At 59.3% G+C, this 17,581-nt stretch carries 22 protein-coding genes and 1 tRNA gene; 10 read left to right on the top strand and 13 right to left on the bottom strand.

What is annotated here, in order from left to right; translation table 11 throughout:
* Nucleotides 1–55: 55 nt before the first annotated feature.
* The 3 genes from JXQ78_RS11760 to JXQ78_RS11770 all read right to left on the bottom strand — a co-directional run bounded on the left by JXQ78_RS11760 (nt 56) and on the right by JXQ78_RS11770 (nt 4,931).
* Nucleotides 56–1,561 carry an aldehyde dehydrogenase family protein gene (locus JXQ78_RS11760; RefSeq protein ID WP_330630957.1) on the bottom strand — a complete coding sequence of 502 codons (1,506 nt, stop codon included), beginning with the start codon at nt 1,559–1,561 and terminating at the stop codon, nt 56–58.
* Nucleotides 1,562–1,613: 52 nt separating this feature from the next.
* Nucleotides 1,614–3,236 (bottom strand): MBL fold metallo-hydrolase, encoded by a 1,623-nt coding sequence (locus JXQ78_RS11765; RefSeq protein ID WP_330630958.1) that lies wholly within the window; start codon nt 3,234–3,236, stop codon nt 1,614–1,616.
* Between the two features lie 141 nt (nt 3,237–3,377).
* On the bottom strand, nt 3,378–4,931 hold the full coding sequence (locus JXQ78_RS11770) for an aldehyde dehydrogenase family protein (protein WP_330630959.1): 1,554 nt from the start codon (nt 4,929–4,931) through the stop codon (nt 3,378–3,380).
* Between the two features lie 79 nt (nt 4,932–5,010).
* Between JXQ78_RS11770 and JXQ78_RS11775 the strand changes: the two genes are divergently transcribed.
* Nucleotides 5,011–5,658, top strand: coding sequence for a hypothetical protein (locus tag JXQ78_RS11775; RefSeq protein WP_330630960.1), 648 nt, complete (start codon nt 5,011–5,013; stop codon nt 5,656–5,658).
* Between the two features lie 5 nt (nt 5,659–5,663).
* Here the strand turns inward: JXQ78_RS11775 and JXQ78_RS11780 are convergent, their stop codons facing one another.
* The 3 genes from JXQ78_RS11780 to JXQ78_RS11790 all read right to left on the bottom strand — a co-directional run bounded on the left by JXQ78_RS11780 (nt 5,664) and on the right by JXQ78_RS11790 (nt 8,811).
* Nucleotides 5,664–7,499, bottom strand: coding sequence for a carbon starvation CstA family protein (locus JXQ78_RS11780; protein WP_330630961.1), 1,836 nt, complete (start codon nt 7,497–7,499; stop codon nt 5,664–5,666).
* A 71-nt stretch (nt 7,500–7,570) separates the two neighbouring features.
* A complete protein-coding gene (locus JXQ78_RS11785) occupies nt 7,571–8,515 on the bottom strand; it encodes an ArsA family ATPase (protein ID WP_330630962.1) in 945 nt (314 codons plus the stop codon).
* Nucleotides 8,515–8,811 carry a hypothetical protein gene (locus JXQ78_RS11790; RefSeq protein ID WP_330630963.1) on the bottom strand — a complete coding sequence of 99 codons (297 nt, stop codon included), beginning with the start codon at nt 8,809–8,811 and terminating at the stop codon, nt 8,515–8,517. Before JXQ78_RS11790 ends, JXQ78_RS11785 begins: the two co-directional genes overlap by 1 nt.
* Before the next feature lie 90 nt (nt 8,812–8,901).
* Between JXQ78_RS11790 and upp the strand changes: the two genes are divergently transcribed.
* Entirely contained in the window at nt 8,902–9,579 is a 678-nt protein-coding gene (upp, locus tag JXQ78_RS11795; RefSeq protein ID WP_330630964.1) for a uracil phosphoribosyltransferase, read from the top strand.
* Nucleotides 9,580–9,588: 9 nt separating this feature from the next.
* Here upp and JXQ78_RS11800 read toward each other — a convergent pair whose 3' ends face one another.
* A complete protein-coding gene (locus JXQ78_RS11800) occupies nt 9,589–10,662 on the bottom strand; it encodes a phosphotransferase family protein (protein WP_330630965.1) in 1,074 nt (357 codons plus the stop codon).
* Nucleotides 10,663–10,758: 96 nt separating this feature from the next.
* Between JXQ78_RS11800 and JXQ78_RS11805 the strand changes: the two genes are divergently transcribed.
* On the top strand, nt 10,759–10,995 hold the full coding sequence (locus JXQ78_RS11805; RefSeq protein ID WP_330630966.1) for a hypothetical protein: 237 nt from the start codon (nt 10,759–10,761) through the stop codon (nt 10,993–10,995).
* A 29-nt stretch (nt 10,996–11,024) separates the two neighbouring features.
* Here JXQ78_RS11805 and JXQ78_RS11810 read toward each other — a convergent pair whose 3' ends face one another.
* The 4 genes from JXQ78_RS11810 to JXQ78_RS11825 all read right to left on the bottom strand — a co-directional run bounded on the left by JXQ78_RS11810 (nt 11,025) and on the right by JXQ78_RS11825 (nt 12,987).
* Complete coding sequence (locus tag JXQ78_RS11810; RefSeq protein WP_330630967.1) at nt 11,025–11,201, bottom strand: hypothetical protein; 177 nt, start codon at nt 11,199–11,201, stop codon at nt 11,025–11,027.
* 107 nt (nt 11,202–11,308) lie between these two features.
* Nucleotides 11,309–11,995 carry an IMPACT family protein gene (locus JXQ78_RS11815; protein ID WP_407934022.1) on the bottom strand — a complete coding sequence of 229 codons (687 nt, stop codon included), beginning with the start codon at nt 11,993–11,995 and terminating at the stop codon, nt 11,309–11,311.
* Nucleotides 11,961–12,257: a DUF424 domain-containing protein gene (locus JXQ78_RS11820; RefSeq protein WP_330630968.1), complete on the bottom strand. Its 297-nt coding sequence runs from the start codon at nt 12,255–12,257 to the stop codon at nt 11,961–11,963. Before JXQ78_RS11820 ends, JXQ78_RS11815 begins: the two co-directional genes overlap by 35 nt.
* Nucleotide 12,258: 1 nt before the next feature.
* Nucleotides 12,259–12,987 carry a tetratricopeptide repeat protein gene (locus tag JXQ78_RS11825; protein ID WP_330630969.1) on the bottom strand — a complete coding sequence of 243 codons (729 nt, stop codon included), beginning with the start codon at nt 12,985–12,987 and terminating at the stop codon, nt 12,259–12,261.
* Between the two features lie 52 nt (nt 12,988–13,039).
* On the opposite strand from JXQ78_RS11825, the gene thpR reads away from it, so the two are divergent.
* The 7 genes from thpR to ftsY all read left to right on the top strand — a co-directional run bounded on the left by thpR (nt 13,040) and on the right by ftsY (nt 16,456).
* Nucleotides 13,040–13,603 carry an RNA 2',3'-cyclic phosphodiesterase gene (gene thpR / locus JXQ78_RS11830; protein ID WP_330630970.1) on the top strand — a complete coding sequence of 188 codons (564 nt, stop codon included), beginning with the start codon at nt 13,040–13,042 and terminating at the stop codon, nt 13,601–13,603.
* Between the two features lie 61 nt (nt 13,604–13,664).
* Nucleotides 13,665–13,817: a 50S ribosomal protein L39e gene (locus JXQ78_RS11835; RefSeq protein WP_330630971.1), complete on the top strand. Its 153-nt coding sequence runs from the start codon at nt 13,665–13,667 to the stop codon at nt 13,815–13,817.
* A 3-nt stretch (nt 13,818–13,820) separates the two neighbouring features.
* Nucleotides 13,821–14,096 (top strand): 50S ribosomal protein L31e, encoded by a 276-nt coding sequence (locus JXQ78_RS11840; RefSeq protein ID WP_330630972.1) that lies wholly within the window; start codon nt 13,821–13,823, stop codon nt 14,094–14,096.
* A 2-nt stretch (nt 14,097–14,098) separates the two neighbouring features.
* Nucleotides 14,099–14,764, top strand: coding sequence for a translation initiation factor IF-6 (locus JXQ78_RS11845; protein ID WP_330630973.1), 666 nt, complete (start codon nt 14,099–14,101; stop codon nt 14,762–14,764).
* 35 nt (nt 14,765–14,799) lie between these two features.
* Entirely contained in the window at nt 14,800–14,973 is a 174-nt protein-coding gene (gene rpl18a / locus JXQ78_RS11850; protein ID WP_330630974.1) for a 50S ribosomal protein L18Ae, read from the top strand.
* A complete protein-coding gene (gene pfdA / locus JXQ78_RS11855; RefSeq protein WP_330630975.1) occupies nt 14,970–15,413 on the top strand; it encodes a prefoldin subunit alpha in 444 nt (147 codons plus the stop codon). The genes rpl18a and pfdA overlap by 4 nt, the downstream gene beginning before the upstream one ends.
* An 8-nt stretch (nt 15,414–15,421) precedes the next feature.
* Nucleotides 15,422–16,456, top strand: coding sequence for a signal recognition particle-docking protein FtsY (gene ftsY / locus JXQ78_RS11860; RefSeq protein ID WP_330630976.1), 1,035 nt, complete (start codon nt 15,422–15,424; stop codon nt 16,454–16,456).
* Between the two features lie 190 nt (nt 16,457–16,646).
* Here the strand turns inward: ftsY and JXQ78_RS11865 are convergent.
* Both JXQ78_RS11865 and JXQ78_RS11870 read right to left on the bottom strand, forming a co-directional pair.
* Nucleotides 16,647–16,717, bottom strand: a tRNA-Gly gene (locus tag JXQ78_RS11865).
* Nucleotides 16,718–16,760: 43 nt separating this feature from the next.
* Nucleotides 16,761–17,393, bottom strand: coding sequence for a class I SAM-dependent methyltransferase (locus JXQ78_RS11870; RefSeq protein ID WP_330630977.1), 633 nt, complete (start codon nt 17,391–17,393; stop codon nt 16,761–16,763).
* Nucleotides 17,394–17,581: the final 188 nt, after the last annotated feature.

The raw sequence follows: 17,581 nt of genomic DNA on the forward strand, positions 1-17,581 counted from the left end.
CGATCCAGCTACGGTGAGCGGACGGATGGGAATGTCGATTCAGGTTACCGATCTATCACAGTGAAATGTCGATACTTTTGGTCTGTGTGTACGCATCAAGCGTCTCCTTGCCGCGCTCACGGCCGATTCCCGACTGTTTATAGCCACCAAACGGCATCCCTGCTGGAAAATCGTTGTACTGGTTTACCCAGACAGTGCCGGCCTCAAGATCGTGTGCGGTCTCATACGCTCGATCGATGTCGCTCGTCATGATCCCCGAGGCAAGACCATAATCCACGTCGTTCGCAAGCTCGATCATCTCGTCGTACTCCGACCAGGAGAACACCTCGAGAACGGGGCCGAAGATCTCTTCTTGGACTGCCTCGTGATCGTGATCGATATCGCTGATCACTGTTGGCTCAACGAAACAGCCGTTCGAAAGCGCCGGCTTATCTGGAACACCGCCGCCGGTCAGGATGGTCGCCCCGCTATTTCGGGCGGCGTCGACGTAGGACAACGTTCGTTCGCGCTGTTCATCCGAAACCTTCGCGCCAAGCTGGGTGTCATCGTCGAGTGGATCGCCGATCGTTAGCGATTCGGCGGCCGCGGTGAGCTGGTCGATAAACTGCTCCTCGATCGATTCGTGGACGAACAGTCGTGATCCGGCAGAACAGCACTCGCCAGTGTTGTAGAAGATGGCAATGGTTGTCGATCTGACGGCCGTTTCGAGATCAGCATCCGGGTGGACGATGATTGGATTTTTTCCGCCGAGCTCGAGTGTCACGTCCGTAACAGTGTCGGCGGCGTTTTTCATCACCTGCTTGCCGATGGCCGTCGAACCAGTGAACGCGAGCTTTGCAACGTCTGGATGTTTCGTCAACGGCTCACCAGCGTCGGGACCAAACCCGGTGACGAGATTGACGACGCCATTGTCGAGCACGTCGTCGATCGTTTCCATCAACAGGAGTGCAGATAGCGGCGTTTGCTCGGCCGGCTTGAGAACGACGGTGTTGCCGGCTGCAAGCGCTGGCGCTAGCTTCCAGGCGGCCATCAACAGCGGAAAGTTCCACGGAATGATCGCTCCGACGACGCCGTAGGGCTCTTTGAGCGTTTCAACCCGCCGAGAGCCATCAGTCGGCACGCGCTCGCCCTCGTGACCGCGGATAAGCCCGGCGAAATACCGGAAATGCTCCGCTGCCAGATAGGCGTCGCCGCGCGCTTCGGTGAGTGGCTTTCCGTTGTCGAGCACATCGAGCCGGGCGAATCGATCAAGATCATTCTGAATTCGGTCAGCGATCGTCTCGAGCGTGCGCTGGCGCGACGCCGGTGACTCGGCTCGCCACGACTCGAACGCCCTACTGGCTGCTCTGACGGCGTCGTCAACGTCATCAGCTCCACCTGCAGGGATCGTTGCCAGCGTCTCGCCGGTCGTTGGATTCGCCGTCTCGAACGTTGCACCCGAATTGCTGTCGTGCCACGCGCCGTCGATGTAGAGCTGTTGGTGGTCGGGCAACACCGATGCAGCAGTTTCACGATGGCGCTGTGCAACCGACGTGGCAGCCGTCTCCGAATCAGATGCCATACCCTCCCTACGACGGCGAGCCCAAAAGGGTACCTGAAAATGATCGGACAGATTACAATTCATCAGGGTTACTGACGGCGACGTGATCGCCAGCAGTAATTTCTGGGAACGTTCCATCGACCCTGACGATGGTAACGCCGTCGGTCACGTCGAGCACCCGGCCAGTCTGGCGGTTCGATTCGAGTATTGTGTTCTGGATTGTGTTTTCGAGCCGTTCGATCCGTTCGGTGAGTGATTCGATTGCATCCGGTTGGTTCGGCTCGGTCTGTGACTGTTCGGTGGAGGATGCTGGCGCGAGAGGATACTTTCCGCCCTCGAGCTCGGATCGCTCCGGTCGAACGTCGAACGCCCCGAGGGTGAGCCCTTCAGCAGACAGATCTGGTGATTTCTGTCGTTCGATCGTGGGAAAGTCGAGCTCGGGATCTGTTACCGTCCGGTGTGCATCCCGGCCAGTGATTCGCCAGGTGTGAACCATCTCTTCGGTGTGCTCGGAGACCCACCCAGGTGGCGTCCAGACGCCGTCCTCGAGGAGGGTATGTTCGAGCCGGTCTGCGGTTACCCAGACGTAGCTGTGATATCTGTCCTTGTACCGATCGGCGTTCGGACCCGTCTCGTGAAGCACGACGAGATGGATTGGCTCTAACGACCGGACGACCGCATCGATCGTCTCGGGTGTGGGATGGTTCTGTACCCGCTCGGTGTGTATCGTACAGCCAGCCCCGTCGACCGGCGGGCCATCGGTGGGCACCTGGATGAGCGTCGCGCCCGGATCGTCACGGATCTGCTCGAACAGCTGACCCGCTCCGGCAGCGGGATTCTTTGCTGGCGTGCCGGGATTGGCGACCGTGATCGATCCCGATTCAAGAACCTGATCGGGCTCGAATGCTGCCGTCGTCGTACAGTGCGGAATCGAGTAATCGAGTCGTTCGGCCAGTTTCGCCGACTCGCCAGCCAGCGTGACAGTCGTTGTGAGCTCCTGTTCGTCGATCGTGTGGCCGAGCAGATAGCCAAACTGGAGACCGACCTGTCCACTGGCCGTGACGAGCACCGTCGAGCCGTCGAGTGCCCGCTCAATCGATCGCTCGATCACACCGGTCAGATCCTCCTCGAACGTTTCGTTTGCAGACGCAGAGAGAAGACAGACATCGACATCCACGGGCAACTCCGGATCGAAGCCCGGATAGCCGGCCGCCTGGCGACGGGTAAAATCGCCAGTTGCCAGCACGGTTCTCTGGGTGGTCCCGTCATCGATTGCCAGCATCAGACTGCTTGCTCCCGGTGCGTGACCCGCTGGTAACGCACGAATCGAGACGCCCTGGACGATGGACGTCCAGCCATCGATAATCCTCGTATTCGATAACACCGTCTCCTTTTCCCCCCGTTCGGGCGGAACGCTGTCGTAGACGGCCGACAACAGCTCTTTTGTCTCGGCCGTCATGTAAACAGACGCTCCATGGCGTAGATTCTCGGCAAGACTCCGATAATGGTCGTAATGTGCGTGTGTGAGACAGATTGCCGTCAGATATTCATCCTCTCGTAGCAACTCATCGACGTTCACCCCCTCGCCTGCGTCGATGAGGATACAGATCGTCTGGTCCTCGAACACCCCCGAAATCCGAAGCAGCACCGACTCCCGCCCCGAAAATGGGTTTGCATGCTGATACCGTAGTTTCACGGTACAGTCACTCTGTGACACAAACCCATCAATCCCACTGAACCAACCGAGCGCCTCTGTCTCTACAATTTTCACAATATTATATGCGAAATAAGGCTACCGTCCGTCGAATTTGTGATTCTTTCGAGACTGTGTTTTCGCTCAGCCCAGCCGTGGCATTCGGCCGTGGTTGATGACGACGGTCTTCGTCTGGCGGTAGCTATCGAACGCTTCTCTGTCGAGTTCGCGTCCGAGTCCGGACTGTTTGTAGCCACCGTGGGGGACGTTGTCGAACAGATCGTTGTACGTGTTGACCCAGACCGTTCCGGCCTCGATCTTTTCGGCGGTTTCGTGTGCGGTGTCGAGGTCGGTCGTCCAGATGGCCGATGCGAGCCCGTATTCGGTGTCGTTGGCCGCCTCGATGACGGCGTCACGGTCGCTCCATTCGTGGACGGAGACGACAGGGCCGAACACCTCTTCGCAGGCGATCGTGTCGTCCGGATCAACGTCGGTGAGCACCGTCGGTTCGAACAGTGGTGCGCCAGCCAGCGACGGATCATCGGGTGTTTTCCCGCCGACGACGATGGAGGCACCCTCATCGAGGGCGGTGTCAACATACTCGGTGACGTGGTCGAGATGAGCATGATCGACGAGGGGGCCGATATCCGTCAGTGGATTGATCGGGTCGCCGACGGTGAGTCGTTCCATCTCCTCGGTGAGCAACTCGAGGAACTCGTCTTTCACCTCGCTGTGGACGAAGATTCGCGACCCGGCAGTGCACTGTTCACCCTGATTGAAAAACGATCCCACGAGTGCGCCCTCGACTGCCTTCTCCAGGTCGGCGTCGGGGAAGATGATGTTGGGGTTGTTGCCGCCTAGCTCGAGCGAGACGGCCTTGAGATTCGACGTTGCACCCTCCATCACGGCCTTTCCAGCACGGGTCGAGCCCGTCATCGACACCTTTCTGATCTCTGGATGGGTCGTAATCTGTGCGCCAACGTCCCCACCGGTTCCCGGCACAACGTTGATCGTTCCGTCGGGCAGGTGTTTTGCCATCGTTTTGGCAACCTCCAGGGTCGAGAGGACGGCTCGGGGAGACGGCTTGAACACCAGCGTGTTACCGGCTGCAAGCGCCGGTGCCATCTTCCATGCGACGAACATCGACGGGAAGTTCCAGGCGCTGATCTGCCCAACGACGCCGTATGGCTCGCTGGTGGTGTAGGCGAACTTTTCGGTCGCCGTCGATGGCCGTCGCCCCTCGTCTGCGGTTCGTGCCACCGACGCGAAGTATTTGAACTGCGAGAGCATCATCGTCGTGTCGACGAACAACGAGTGCTGATTCGCTTTGCCCATCTCGAGGGAGTCAATCCGGGCGATATCTTGCTTTCGCTCCTCGAGTTCCGTGGCGATCGCATCGAGCGCGTCGGCACGCTGCATCGGACTGTAGTTCCCCCAGGTGTTCTCGAAGGCAGACTTTGCGGCCACGACCGCCGCATCTACGTCCTCGGCGGTTCCCTGTGTGTATTCAGCAAGCGTCGCACCGGTTGTCGCATCGACGGCTTCTTTGACGACGCCAGTCTCGCTTTCTGTCCACTCACCGCCGATCAACACCCCGTATGGCTCATCTGGAAAGATTCCTGCAGCAATCTCGCGATGGTTTGCTCGAATCTCCTCTGCAATACGTCCTCGGTCGGTGTCGAAATTTTCTCGTTGCATGTGTTCCCTGGGAGAAATTCCCACTCGAAATGCTACGGAGACCCATGTTGTTTACCAACATATATTTTTGTGAACGAAAATGAACGTGACAGTCGTGGTCCAACGCCGACGCGTCATTTTTGAGGATCGATTCCATCGGTGGGATATGGGCCAGCAGACGGGAGATGAGGGTTCGACGGAGACAGAGGCGTATCTCGAGCGAGTGCTCGATCGGCTGCGACACAGCTACGATCTCACGGCCGACCGAACGGTCGACGGTCGCACCTTCGACTGGTATGGACACTGCCGAATCGAACACCAAAAATCGTTTCTCCATCCGTCGATCAGCTACGGCGATCATGCCTCGCTGGATCATCTGTTCGTTCAACGACGCGATGGTGTAGAGCAGTCGGATCTGACCGAGTTCGCCGAGGTTGCCCATTCGATCGCCAGCGACTGGATCGACCCGTCGCCGACACATTATGAAACGTCGTTCACGTTCGCGGTGCTCGTCCCGGAGCTATCCCCTACAGTGGAGTCGTTCGTTTCAGAGTTTACAGACCGGACGCTGTTGCGGTATGGACTGCACGGTCGTTACGATGTGGCGTTCGTCGTGGCCGCGCCGAGCGACCAGCAGATGGCAGCGAGCCCCGAGGCGGAGGTGGCACGGGCATTTTCGTTCACAGAGCTCGACCCCCCTGAAAAACCGTCGGGCCTGCGTGGACGACTCAGATTGCTATTCGGGTGAGTGACTCAGTCGTCTGCAGGTGTCTTACCACTGAGCTCGTCCATATCCCGTTCTTCGAGGATGTGCTCAATGCCAATTTTCGCCACGACGAGTGCAAGTGCGACAAGTACGAGCGCCAGTATCGACTGTACGATGAGCGAGACCTGCCCGAGCGTCGTCGCGTCGCCGAGCCGACTCGGATTCTGAATGAGTGCGAGCCAGCAGAGTGCAACGACGGTCATAAGCAGCATGAAGACCATCGGAATGCCGGTCGAGAGCAGCTGCTTGGTGTCGTCCCAGTTGACGAGCCAGACCGTAGCGGCAAGCAACGCGAGCGCGGCAAGCGTCTGGTTTGCCCCACCGAACAGCGGCCAGAGCGACGCCCAGGTACCGCTTGCGATCAGCACGTACGCCAGAATGCCCTGGATGACGAACGCGTTGGTGTAGCGATTCACCGCGAAAGCCTCGAGTTTCGCACGGAGGTTGCTGTCAGTGTCTGTTCCGGGGGTGCCGACGATCTCTTCGATCATGTAGCGGCCGAGTCGAACGGCCGTGTCGGTACTGGTCAACAGGAAGCTGACGAACACCAGCCCAATAAACGGCTGACCGTACTCCATCGGGAGTCCGAACGTTGAGAGCATCACTGCACCACCGATGGGGAAGTTCGCGAGCGCGCCACCGACGCCCGAACCAAACTCCGTGACGCCGACGATCATCAGCGCTGCGACGGCGGTGGTGGCGAGCAACCCCTCACCGAGCATTCCACCGTACCCGATCATCCGGGCGTCAGACTCCGTGTTGAGTTGCTTTGCGGTCGTTCCCGAGGAGACCAACGAGTGAAAGCCACTGATCGTTCCACACGCGATCGTCACGAACAAGAACGGGAAGATCGGCCCGAGATCACTAGTCAGCCCCATGAACGGATCGAGCTGTGAGGTGAGCGTATACTGTGTTCCATCGACAGTGACGGGCTCAAACAGGCCAAACGTGCCGACGATGGTGGCGAGCAACATTCCACCAATCCCCGCGTAGAGCAAAAACGAGGAGAGAAAGTCGCGTGGCTGGAGCAACGTCCACACCGGTAACACCGCGGCGATCACCGCGTAGATGATGATCACCGGTGCCCAGCCCGCCATGTTCGGGTTCTGTGCGCTCGCCAGCGGTAACCACGAGCCACCCTCACCGAACAGCACGATCACGTTGCTTTCGAGCCCCGAGTGCGCAAACAGCGCGATCGGATACTGCACGCCGAGATAGACGCTCGCGAAAACGCCCGTAACGAACACGAACGTCCCCGGAACGAACGGCAGATCGAGCTGGTACAGATAGACGCCGAACACCAGCGCCAGTCCGATGTAGAGCATGCTCGCCGTCGCCGCGCTCGGAAACTGATCGAACACGAGCGCGACCACATACGCAAAGACGGCGAGCACGAGAATGATCGTCAGGAAGGCAAACCATAACAGCAGGTTCTTCCCGCGATCACCGAGGTACTCGCCGATGATGTGTCCGATCGAGCGGCCATCATGGCGGAGACTCGAACTCAACGACATGAAATCATGAACCGCGCCGAACAGCGGATTCCCGATCGCAATCCACAGCACCGCCGGCAACCAGCCAAACGCCGCCCCCGCCGTGATCGGACCGACGATGGGCGCACCGCCCGCAATCGAAGAGAAGTGATGGCCCAGTAAGACGGATTTTTTCGCCGGCACGTACTCCTGTCCGTCGTTGTGTTCGTGTGCCGGCGTCGGATTGTCGTCGTCGAGCTCGACGAACTGTGCCAGATATTTCGAGTAACTCAGATAACCGATACTGTACAGTAACAATACACCAACGATGAGCCAGAGTACTTGTACCATGGGTTCGAATAGCTATGATAAGTTATTCACCATAAACGTTAGTATCAGCTGGAACGTTCGCACGGATCGGTTTACTCGAGGGTGATTGCCTGTGACAGTTCTTCTAGCTGATCACCAGCGGGCGGCTTGTGTTGTGACTGGACGGTGGCGACGATCGGCGGGCCGATCGATTCGATGGCATCGAGGTGCTTGCGTTCGGTCGCTCGACGAGCTCGTAAAAACGCAGCACCAGCGCCACGCTCCGATTCGTCGGGTTCGGGCGTGAGTTTGTTGACGATGAGCCCTGCAACACAGAGTCCATTCGCCGAAAGCCGATCACTTGTCCGCTGGGTTTCGCGAATCGAGAGCTCGTCGGGTGTAACGACGAGATAGAACGACGTGTCCGATCGTAGCGTTGTGGCTGCGAACTCGAATCTATCTTTTCGCTCCTGGAGTCGTTCTACGATCGGATCGCCAGCCCTGGTTCGACGGGGCGTTCGATCGCCGATCGCCGCTGATTCGAACAGCTCGATAGATCGGGTTCGTTTTTCGAGCAGCCGATCGATCCACGTCTCGAGTGCGTCCGGCAGTGCGAGTAGTCTGAGGGTTCCGCCAGTGGGTGCTGTGTCGAAGACCACCCGATCGTACGTCCTGGCGGTCTGGAGAATGTCGATCACGCGATCGAAGAGCGCCGCCTCGTACGCCCCGGCAGAATCGTGAGCCAGCTCGAGCTGTGGTTCGATCGCGTTGACAATCGCCGGACTCACCTGGTCAGTGAGCGCGCGTTTCGTTTCCTGGAGATGGTCTTCGACCGCCGCGTCGGGATCGATCTCGATCGCATCGAGCCGATCGTAGCCGTCGATCGGCGTCGGGTCGTCTCCAATTGGCTGTTCGAACAGATCGCTCGTCGAGTGAGCTGGATCGCTTGAGACGACGAGCGTCCGCTCGCCGGCCATCGCCCGCTGGATGGCGGCTGTTGTTGCCATCGTCGTCTTGCCGACCCCACCTTTCCCACCGATGAAGAGAAACTGATTCATCAGAAGTGATACTGTTGGCCTTTCCGTTCTAGCAGCGACGCCCGGTCCCAGAGGCGTCGCTCGAATGCCTCGAGCTCGCCATCGAGATATGGGAGCAACTCGGCGGTGTAGTAGGCGATTGGACTCGGTATGCCAAAGACGTCCGGGAAACAGGCCAGCAAAAACGCATCATCGACATCTTCGGCCTCCTTTTCGATCAGTTCGTAGGCCGGATGCTCGACCATCCCGTGATACAACCCTCCGAGCACGGTCCGCAGCTCCTTCCAGTAGCGTTCAATTCTGCTGGCCAGTGTCATGTGCTGGCGGTCACCGATGGGTCACTAAAAACGTGTCGGCCCAACACCGGCTGGCTGATGTGCGTGCGCGTTCGACAGTAGCGTGTACGCATGGCTATCGAAGATCGGGATCACGTCAAGCTACTAACACACGCGCTCGCACGCGATACGCTCTCGACGCTCCGGGACCACGAAACCGAACAAGTGACGTTTCGCAAGGGGCTCGTCAAGCTGGGACGGATCTGTGGCTACGAAATCATTGATGGGTTGATGGAAACCGAATACGTGCCGGTGACGACGCCGTTGACAGCCATGACCGGCGAGCGGCTCACCGGCCTGGACGACGTGGTGATCATCAACGTGTTGCGTGCTGCGACGCCGTTTGTCGAGGGGCTATTGAAGGCGTTTCCGGAGGCCCGTCAGGGGATCATCAGCGCTGGTCGCAACGAGGCGGCCGGTCGTGACGCAGATGGGACGTTTCCGATCACGGTCGATTACGTTAAGCTACCGACGATCACGGAAGACGACACGGTCATCGTGGCAGATCCAATGCTCGCTACCGGTTCGACGATGTGTGCGGTACTCGAGCGGGTGCTCGACGAACAGCACGCACCCGCAGAGCTGTACGTGCTCTCGGCGGTGAGCGCTCCGGATGGGGTCCTTCGCGTTGCGGAGTCGGTCTCGGATGCGACAATCTTGACGGTAGCGCTCGACGACCATCTCGACGAGAGCGGCTTTATCGTCCCGGGGCTGGGCGATGCCGGCGATCGGGCGTTTGGAACCGACTGACTCCGTGGTTTACTCCTCAGTCAGTTTTACACAGAAGCGAGCCAGCCACTCGATGTACGGCCCCCAGTCGCTTTCGCCGCTCGTCTTGCGTGCCGATCGGTCGAGGGTGGCCCAGACGGTGGCGAGCGAGAACCCACCGAGCACGCGAAAGAACCGCTCGTGCTCGATCGTTGTCCCGGTCTGGCGTTCGTATCGTTCGATAAGCGCTGTCCTGGTTGGACTGCCTGGTTGTCTCGTGAACGGTGCAAGACCGTCGGTGGTCATCGACGTGATCTCCTCGCGCACAGCATCGCTCGCGTTCTGCGTGTCGATCATACCCGGTGCAACCGTGGGATCGCCCGGTTCGTGCCATCGAAAGCAGAGATATCCCAGATCGAGCCGCGGATCGCCCAGCAGTGGGGTTTCCCAGTCGAGCACTCCCGTGAGCTCTGGCGTCTCAGTACCCTGAAAATGGATGTTTCCGGGCCTGAAATCGCCATGATTCAGCACGATTTCCAGCTCCGTGGGTGCGTGTTTCGAAAGCCACGCACCGACGTCTTGGAGCTGCTCGCTTCCCTGTGTCCGCTCGTCTGTGATTCGATCACACTGTGAGCGAAGCATTGTTATCCCCTCTGCGATCGACCGCCGATCGCAGAGCGCTTCGAACGGCTCGGTCGGTTGTGTGTGAAGCGTGGCGAGCTGATCAATCAGCGCCGTTCCGATCGCTCTTCTTGCGGATGGATTTTGAAACGTCTCGGGAAGTCGGTCGCCAAGTGGTATCGGTTTCCCGGGAACGTACGTCATAAGCACGAACGGCCCATCGATCGGTGCGCCGACAGTTCCGTATGCTACCGGTTTCGGAGCCTGGATTTCTGCTGGGAGCCGGCCTAGCAGCTCGTACTCCGTGCTGAGATCGCAGATTCCCGGGAAAGACTCCCGGTCGATGGGTGTGCGCAGGATGTACGGCTCGTCTCTAGACGCGGTTTCGATCGCGTACGTTCGATTTAAACTCACCGAGAGCAGGGAAACGGCGGTCACCGACACCGCACACACTCGTTCGATCGCCGCCGTTATCGCGGCCGCTTCGTCGGCGTCGGGATTCACGGTCGAATCTCCGAGAGCCCGTAGCGAAAGCTGTTTGGGTAGGTGTTCGCCAACCCAGCCGGCAGGACTTTGCCCCTCACTACCGAAGAGTGTGGTATGCACAGACGGAAGGTGTTGCGACTGGCTGGTGGTGGACTCGTGAGTATGAGTGTTCTTGCGGGCTGTATGGGCCCTGGTGAGGACGATGGTGGCGATGAAGAGGGTGATGGCGGAGACGAAGGAGGCGACGACGGTGATGGTGGCGGTGGTGGATACGGCGATGGCGACGAGGAGGACCAGGAAGAACAACTCGCCGACGAGAGAGCGAACGCACTCTCACGTCCGCAGCGCTGACAGACAGCGTGTCTGGCGAGGCTCGGCTCTTACTCGTCGTTTTCGCCGGACTGACGCGCAGCAATCCCTGCGCCAACCGCAATTCCGATCGCAACGCCCACCGCGATGTTGTCCATGGCAACGCCGATTCCAACACCAATTATCAGACCGAGACTTATCCCCCTGACCGAGTCGCCTGTGATGGAGTCGGGAACACCGAATTTCATACGATTTCCACACCTCCGTAGTATATCAATTGCTATGGTGGTTTCTCCCAGGAAATAGTCTTCGAGCCCTGTGGCGGTAGCAATCGTTACACTGGCGTGAGTGACAGCTATCGATCCGTGCGGCAATCATCTGATTGGGAACGCTCAAGCGTTGCCCGGCCGCTCGTCGCGCTCTGGAGGCGATCGGCGACGCTTGCAAGTTCGTCCGTCGGTACACGAATTGAAAACGTCACCCGCTCGTCGTAGTCGGCGTCGAACGCGACGCCTTCGCTCTCGAGTACGGTTCTGACGACACCGGAGTCATCGTAGTCGACGGTGATCGACCGGTGTGCGTGCGGGACGCGCTCGGTGACGCCGGCCGCTTCGATCGCCATCGTGGTTGCCTGGGAGTACGCCCGCACCAGCCCGCCAACGCCGAGTTTGGTGCCGCCATAGTAGCGGGTGACGACCACAGCAACATTCTCGAGTGATTGTCCGTCGAGAACGTTCATGATCGGCTTTCCCGCCGAGCCGGAGGGCTCGCCATCATCGTTTTGATACTCACGGAGAAACTGCCCAGTGTCATCGGCGTGCACTCGATAGGCGGGCACATTGTGGGTCGCATCGGAATACTGCACACACATCCGATCACAGAAGCGTTCGGCGGCCGCGACCGTTTCAACGGGCTCAACGGAGCCAATAAATTCCGAGCCCTGGACAGTAAACTGCGCACTTGCGTCGGTTTCGACGGTCAGAAACGAATCATCATCGGGGCCCATTTTACAGCCGCAAGAGCTGGGCGTGACGCGTGCCATCGAGATCCAGCACCGCACCTTCGTCGACGATTTCGTGTTCGATCGCGAGCTCAACGGCCTCCGTGCCAACGATATTGGCGATCGCTGCCCGTGAGAGCGCCTCGACGACGGCATCGGCGTCGACGGTATCAGCATCCTCGGCGTAAAACGCCTCCTCGACGGTTAGCCGAGCGCCGTCGCCCTCGAAGGTGTCGCCGACGACATCGTCGTCACAGACGGCGACGAGCAGTCCCTGTTCGGTCTGGTGCTGTGTGAGTAACATCTCACTCCATCAGTCGGCTCTCGGCGCGCTGCCGTAGTTCTTCTGCTTCGGCAGCCACCTCCTCTGCCTGTTCGTCCTCGCCGATTTCCTCGAGTGCCCGTGCTTTCTCCTCGAGGAGTTCTGGCGTGTGCATGCCGAGTCGCTGTGCGTTGTCGAAACACTCGACGGCCGTCTCAGCGCGTCCCCGTTCGGCGAGGAAAAAGCCACGATTGTACCACGCCTGTCCGAACCGGGGATCGAGTTCGACGGCACGCTCTGCGTGCTCAAGTGCCTGCTCGGAGCGTCCGGCCTCCCAGAGCGAGTAGGCCAGATTCGTCTCGGCCGACGCGGCGTGCTCTGAGTCGTCATCAATCCGGAGCGCTTCCTGGTAGGCACCGATCGCGGCGTCGTACTCTTCGAGTTCGGCGTGTGCTGCGCCTTTGTTCACCCAGGCCTCCTGTTCGAGCCGGTCGTCGTCGGCGAGTCTGGCCGCGCGTTCGAACGTCTCGGTCGCCTGCTCGTGGCGATTGATATGTATATACTCGATGGCGACCTCGATGAGTTGTTCAACGTCTACCTGCTCTTTTGGCAGGTGGTTCACGTCGAGATTGTCGGTGAGCACCCGCGAATCCACCGGATCGACCTGTCCGGGATCGATCTCGAATTCGGGATCGAGATCGAAGCCCTCGTACGGATCGTCGAATCCCTCACCATCGGAGAAGCTGTGGGACTCCGCGCCCTCATCAACCATACTCCAGATAGGTAACAAGCACGGTTAAGGGCTGCGCACCGGAGAATTCACCATGCGACTGTTCATCAGCATCGACATCGAGCCCACGCCGGAACTCAAGGCAATACAGGCCCCGTTCGCGGAGCTTGAGGGGGTTCGGTTGGTCCCGTCGGAGCAGGTGCACGTGACGCTGCAGTTTCTGGACGAACAGCCAGCTGAGCGGTTGTCTGCGATCACAGACGCGATTGACGCGGCGATCGAGTCGGTGCGTGTTGAGCCGTTTACCCTCTCGCTTGCGGGCTATGGTGTGTTTCCGGATCGCGAGTACATCACGGTGATCTGGGCGGCAATCGAACAGGGCACAACACAGCTCAATCGGCTCAACGAGGCGATCGAGTTCGAAATGAGCGCGCTGGGAATCGAACCAGAGGATCGCGCGTTCGTTCCACACGCGACGATCGCCAGAATGGATCACGCGGCGAGCAAAACCACCGTCCAGTCGCTGATAGAGACGACGACCGAAACCCACACCCAGCGTGTCACAGCGGTCGAACTGCTCGAAAGCACGCGTACTGGCGATGGCCCAAAATACGATCGCCGGTACGCGCGGAGGCTCAAGTCGGCCACAGCGGGGTAGCGAGTGGCGTTCGCACGAAAAGGAACAACCATTTAACCACCGCAACGAAAATACCGACACTATGGGTAAGAAATCGAAGGCCAAGAAAAAACGGCTGGCGAAGCTCAATCGTCAGAACTCTCGCGTCCCGGCGTGGGTCATGATGAAAACTGACCGAAACGTCATGCAGAATCCGAAACGCCGCAGCTGGCGGCGCGGCAACACCGACGAGTAATCCATGAGCACGAGCGATTTCGAAGAGCGCGTCATCACGGTGCCGCTTCGTGACGTTCTGGCACACGCAAAACACGAACGCGCTGATAAGGCAATGAGCATCGTTCGCACCCATCTGGCGAAACAGTTTGCGGTCGACGAAGACGCCGTTCGACTCGATCCCTCGATCAACGAGGCCGTGTGGTCCCGTGGACGCAAGAAGCCACCAAGCAAGCTTCGCGTTCGCGCGGCTAGATTCGACGAAGAAGGCGACCAGCTCGTCGAGGCTGAAGCTGCGTAAGCGTGCTTCGTGCGACCCTCGCGGGCTCGTCGTACGTCGGCGTTTTCGCCGCTGTAACCGACGACTGTCTTCTCATCCGCCCGGACCTCGACGCGGAGCTTCAGGACGCGTTCAGTGCTGAACTCTCCGTGCCAGCGATTGCCACGTCGATCGGCGGTTCGGGTACCGTCGGGGCGCTCGTGACTGGCAACTCGAACGGACTGCTTGTGAGCAACCGAATCGAAGACCGCGAACTCGAACACATCCGCTCGGTCGTCGAACTGCCGGTTGTGAAACTCCCCGGCGCGATCAACGCGGCGGGCAACGTCGTGCTAGCGAACGATTCCGGTGCGTACGTTCACGCCGACCTCGACGACGACACGCTCGAAACGATCGAATCAACGCTGTCGGTGCCGGTAGAGCGCGGCGAGCTCGCCGGCGTGCGGACGGTCGGAACGGCGGCAGTTGCGACGAACGAGGGCGTGCTCTGTCACCCGAAGGTCACCGACGAGGAACTGGACTATCTTGAGTCGTTGCTCGACGTTCGAGCAGACATCGGCACGATCAACTACGGCGCTGGCCTGGTTGGCTCCGGGCTCGTTGCCAATACGAACGGCTACGTTGCCGGCGAGGATTCGACCGGGCCAGAACTTGGCCGGATCGAGGACGCGCTTGGCTACATCGACTAGCAACATTCTTCCCGCTCTAAGCCACACTGTAGCGTATGAGTACCTTCACGGTTAGTGGCCGCTTCCAGACTCGCGATGGATGGCAGACGTTCGAACGAACTCTTGTGGCACCGAACGAATCCGTTGCGAAAGAGCATACGTACGCCAACTTCGGCTCGGAACACGGTTTGAAACGAACACAGGTATCGATCGACGGTGTTGCACAATGAGCGCCGGTGGGGGCGGCATGCGCCAGCTTCAGGAACAGCTTGAGGCAATTAATAAGGAAGTCTCATCGCTCGAAGAGGATATCGAGCAGCTCCGCACGGAGAAAACGAAGGCTGATGAGGCAATCGATGCGATCGATCGGCTCGAAAGCGACGATGTAGTGCAGGTGCCACTGGGTGGCGACGCCTACGTTCGTGCCGAAATTCAGGATATCAACGAGATCGTCGTTTCGCTTGGTGGGGGCTATGCGGCCGAGCGCGATCAGGACGGGGCCGTCAAGAGCCTCAAAGCCAAAAAAGAGACGCTTGATGAGCGGATCGAATCGATCCAATCGGAGATCACCGAGCTGCAGGCCGAAAGCGACGAACTCGAACAGCAGGCCCAGCAGATGCAACAACAGCAGATGCAACAGCTCCAACAGCAGTTCCAATCTGACGAGTAAGCGTTCGCATGTTCGAGGGACTCAAAGACACGCTCGGTCGTTTCAAAGACGATGTCGAGGAAAAGGCAGACGCCGACGGTCCAGCCGACGCTGAGGCTGGCCCCGACGACAGTGAACCGGCCGAAAGTACTGACGGTGAGCCTGACGAGACCGCCAGCCTGGGCAAGCGCGCCAAGGCGTTCGCCACTGGTGGGGTGATCATTCAGCCCGAACACCTCGACGAACCGCTCGAAACCCTCGAACTCTCGTTGTTGTCGAGCGATGTCGAGATGGGGGTTGCAGAAGAGATTCTCGACGGGATACGTGAGAATCTCGAGGGCACGATCCGTGCACAGGTGCAATCGACTGGAATGGTCGTCGAATCTGCACTTCGCGACGCACTGCTCGATGTGATCAGCGTCGGCCAGTTCGATTTCGACGAGCGAATTGCCGAGACGGATTCGCCAGTCGTGATCGTCTTTACGGGCGTCAACGGCGTCGGCAAAACGACTACGATTGCAAAGCTGAGCCAGTATTTCGAACAGCAGGGTCTCTCAACTGTGCTCGCCAACGGCGACACCTATCGGGCTGGTGCCAACCAGCAGCTCCAGGAGCACGCAGACGCACTGGGGACGAAGCTGATCAGCCACGAACAGGGTGGCGATCCGGCGGCCGTCATCTACGACGCCGTCGAATACGCCGAGGCCAACGATGTCGATATCGTGCTCGGTGACACGGCCGGTCGGTTGCACACGAGCGACGACCTGATGGCCCAGCTCGAGAAGATCGACCGCGTCGTTGAGCCCGACATGACGATTTTCGTCGATGAGGCCGTTGCCGGCCAGGACGCCGTCCAGCGCGCCACTGAGTTCGACGCCGCCGCCGCAATTGATGGCTCGATACTCACGAAGGCCGACGCCGATCCACAGGGCGGAGCGGCGATTTCGATCGCTCACGTCACTGGCAAGCCGATTTTGTTCCTCGGCGTTGGCCAGGAGTATCACGACATCGAACGGTTCGATCCAGAACAGATCGCCGACCGTCTCCTTGAGAGCGAGGACTGACGCTCGGCGACGTTTTTACAATCAATCGAGAGACAGAGAGCCACGCGAATGGTGCTCACTGAAAGCGATATTCAGAAATGGAGCACACTGGCCGGGATTTGAACTGAGCAAGACGGTCGCTCACTACGTTCGCGCTGCGACGCACGTGTTCAAATCCAGCCAGGATAGTCCGCTCGCAAAACTCGCTTACTGCACCGGCCGGGATTTGAACCCGGGCTGTGGGCTTGGAAGGCCCAAGTCCTACCACTAGACCACCGGTGCCTGCCGGTACTTTCGTCTGCGTGCCGCCACCTAATAAGGGTGGTCATCCATCGCCGTCGCCCTCGACGACGGCATAGCAGTTGCCGTGGCTCTCGAATCGGTCCACGACGGTGAGCGAGGCGGCCTCGAGATCCCGATCGAACTCTACAGGATCGTAGATATGATAAAATCGATCGACCACCGTTCCGTCGGGAAGCGTCCAGTCGACGGTCGTGTCGAATCCACTCGTGCGGTCGAACGTTGGATGCGTGGTTGCCCAGACACTCACGAGTCCTTCTCCGCCGGCCGTGAGAACACGACCGAGTTCGGCGAGGCTCTGTCGTCGCAACGACTGTGTGGGGAGGTGGTGCAACGCAGCGATATAGACGGCCGCGTCGATGGTGTTGCGTTGTAAGCCAATCGCGGCGCCGTCGACCTGCACGAACTCTATACTCGCCGATTCGAGTCGCGTCCGTGCCGTCTCGAGCATCGGTCGGCTGAGATCAGCACAGACGACTCGATCACCGCGGTCAGAAAACAGCTCTGCGTGACGCCCGTTGCCACAGGCGAGATCCAGCACAACGCCGTTCGGTGCTGACTCAACGAACGATTCGACATCTTCCCAGGCGTGTGCCCGCGTCTGTGCGAAATGCTCGGCGATCCGGTCGTACGTTGCTCGCACTTCGCGCCGGCTCATGAATGTTTTAGCTCACCGGCCGCTATGAGCGTGTGGATCCGAACGGGGCAGACAATCGGACACCGCTCTCATAGCTCACAGGAATGCTCGGTGATTTCTGATCGTATATGTATTGCTCTGTCATCATTATACCAGGCTATTATAACAAAATGATACCGTGGCAAGAAATATATCAGGGCTCTACATTG

Source organism: Halocatena halophila (genome assembly GCA_027563145.1).
Lineage (GTDB): Archaea > Halobacteriota > Halobacteria > Halobacteriales > Haloarculaceae > Halocatena > Halocatena halophila.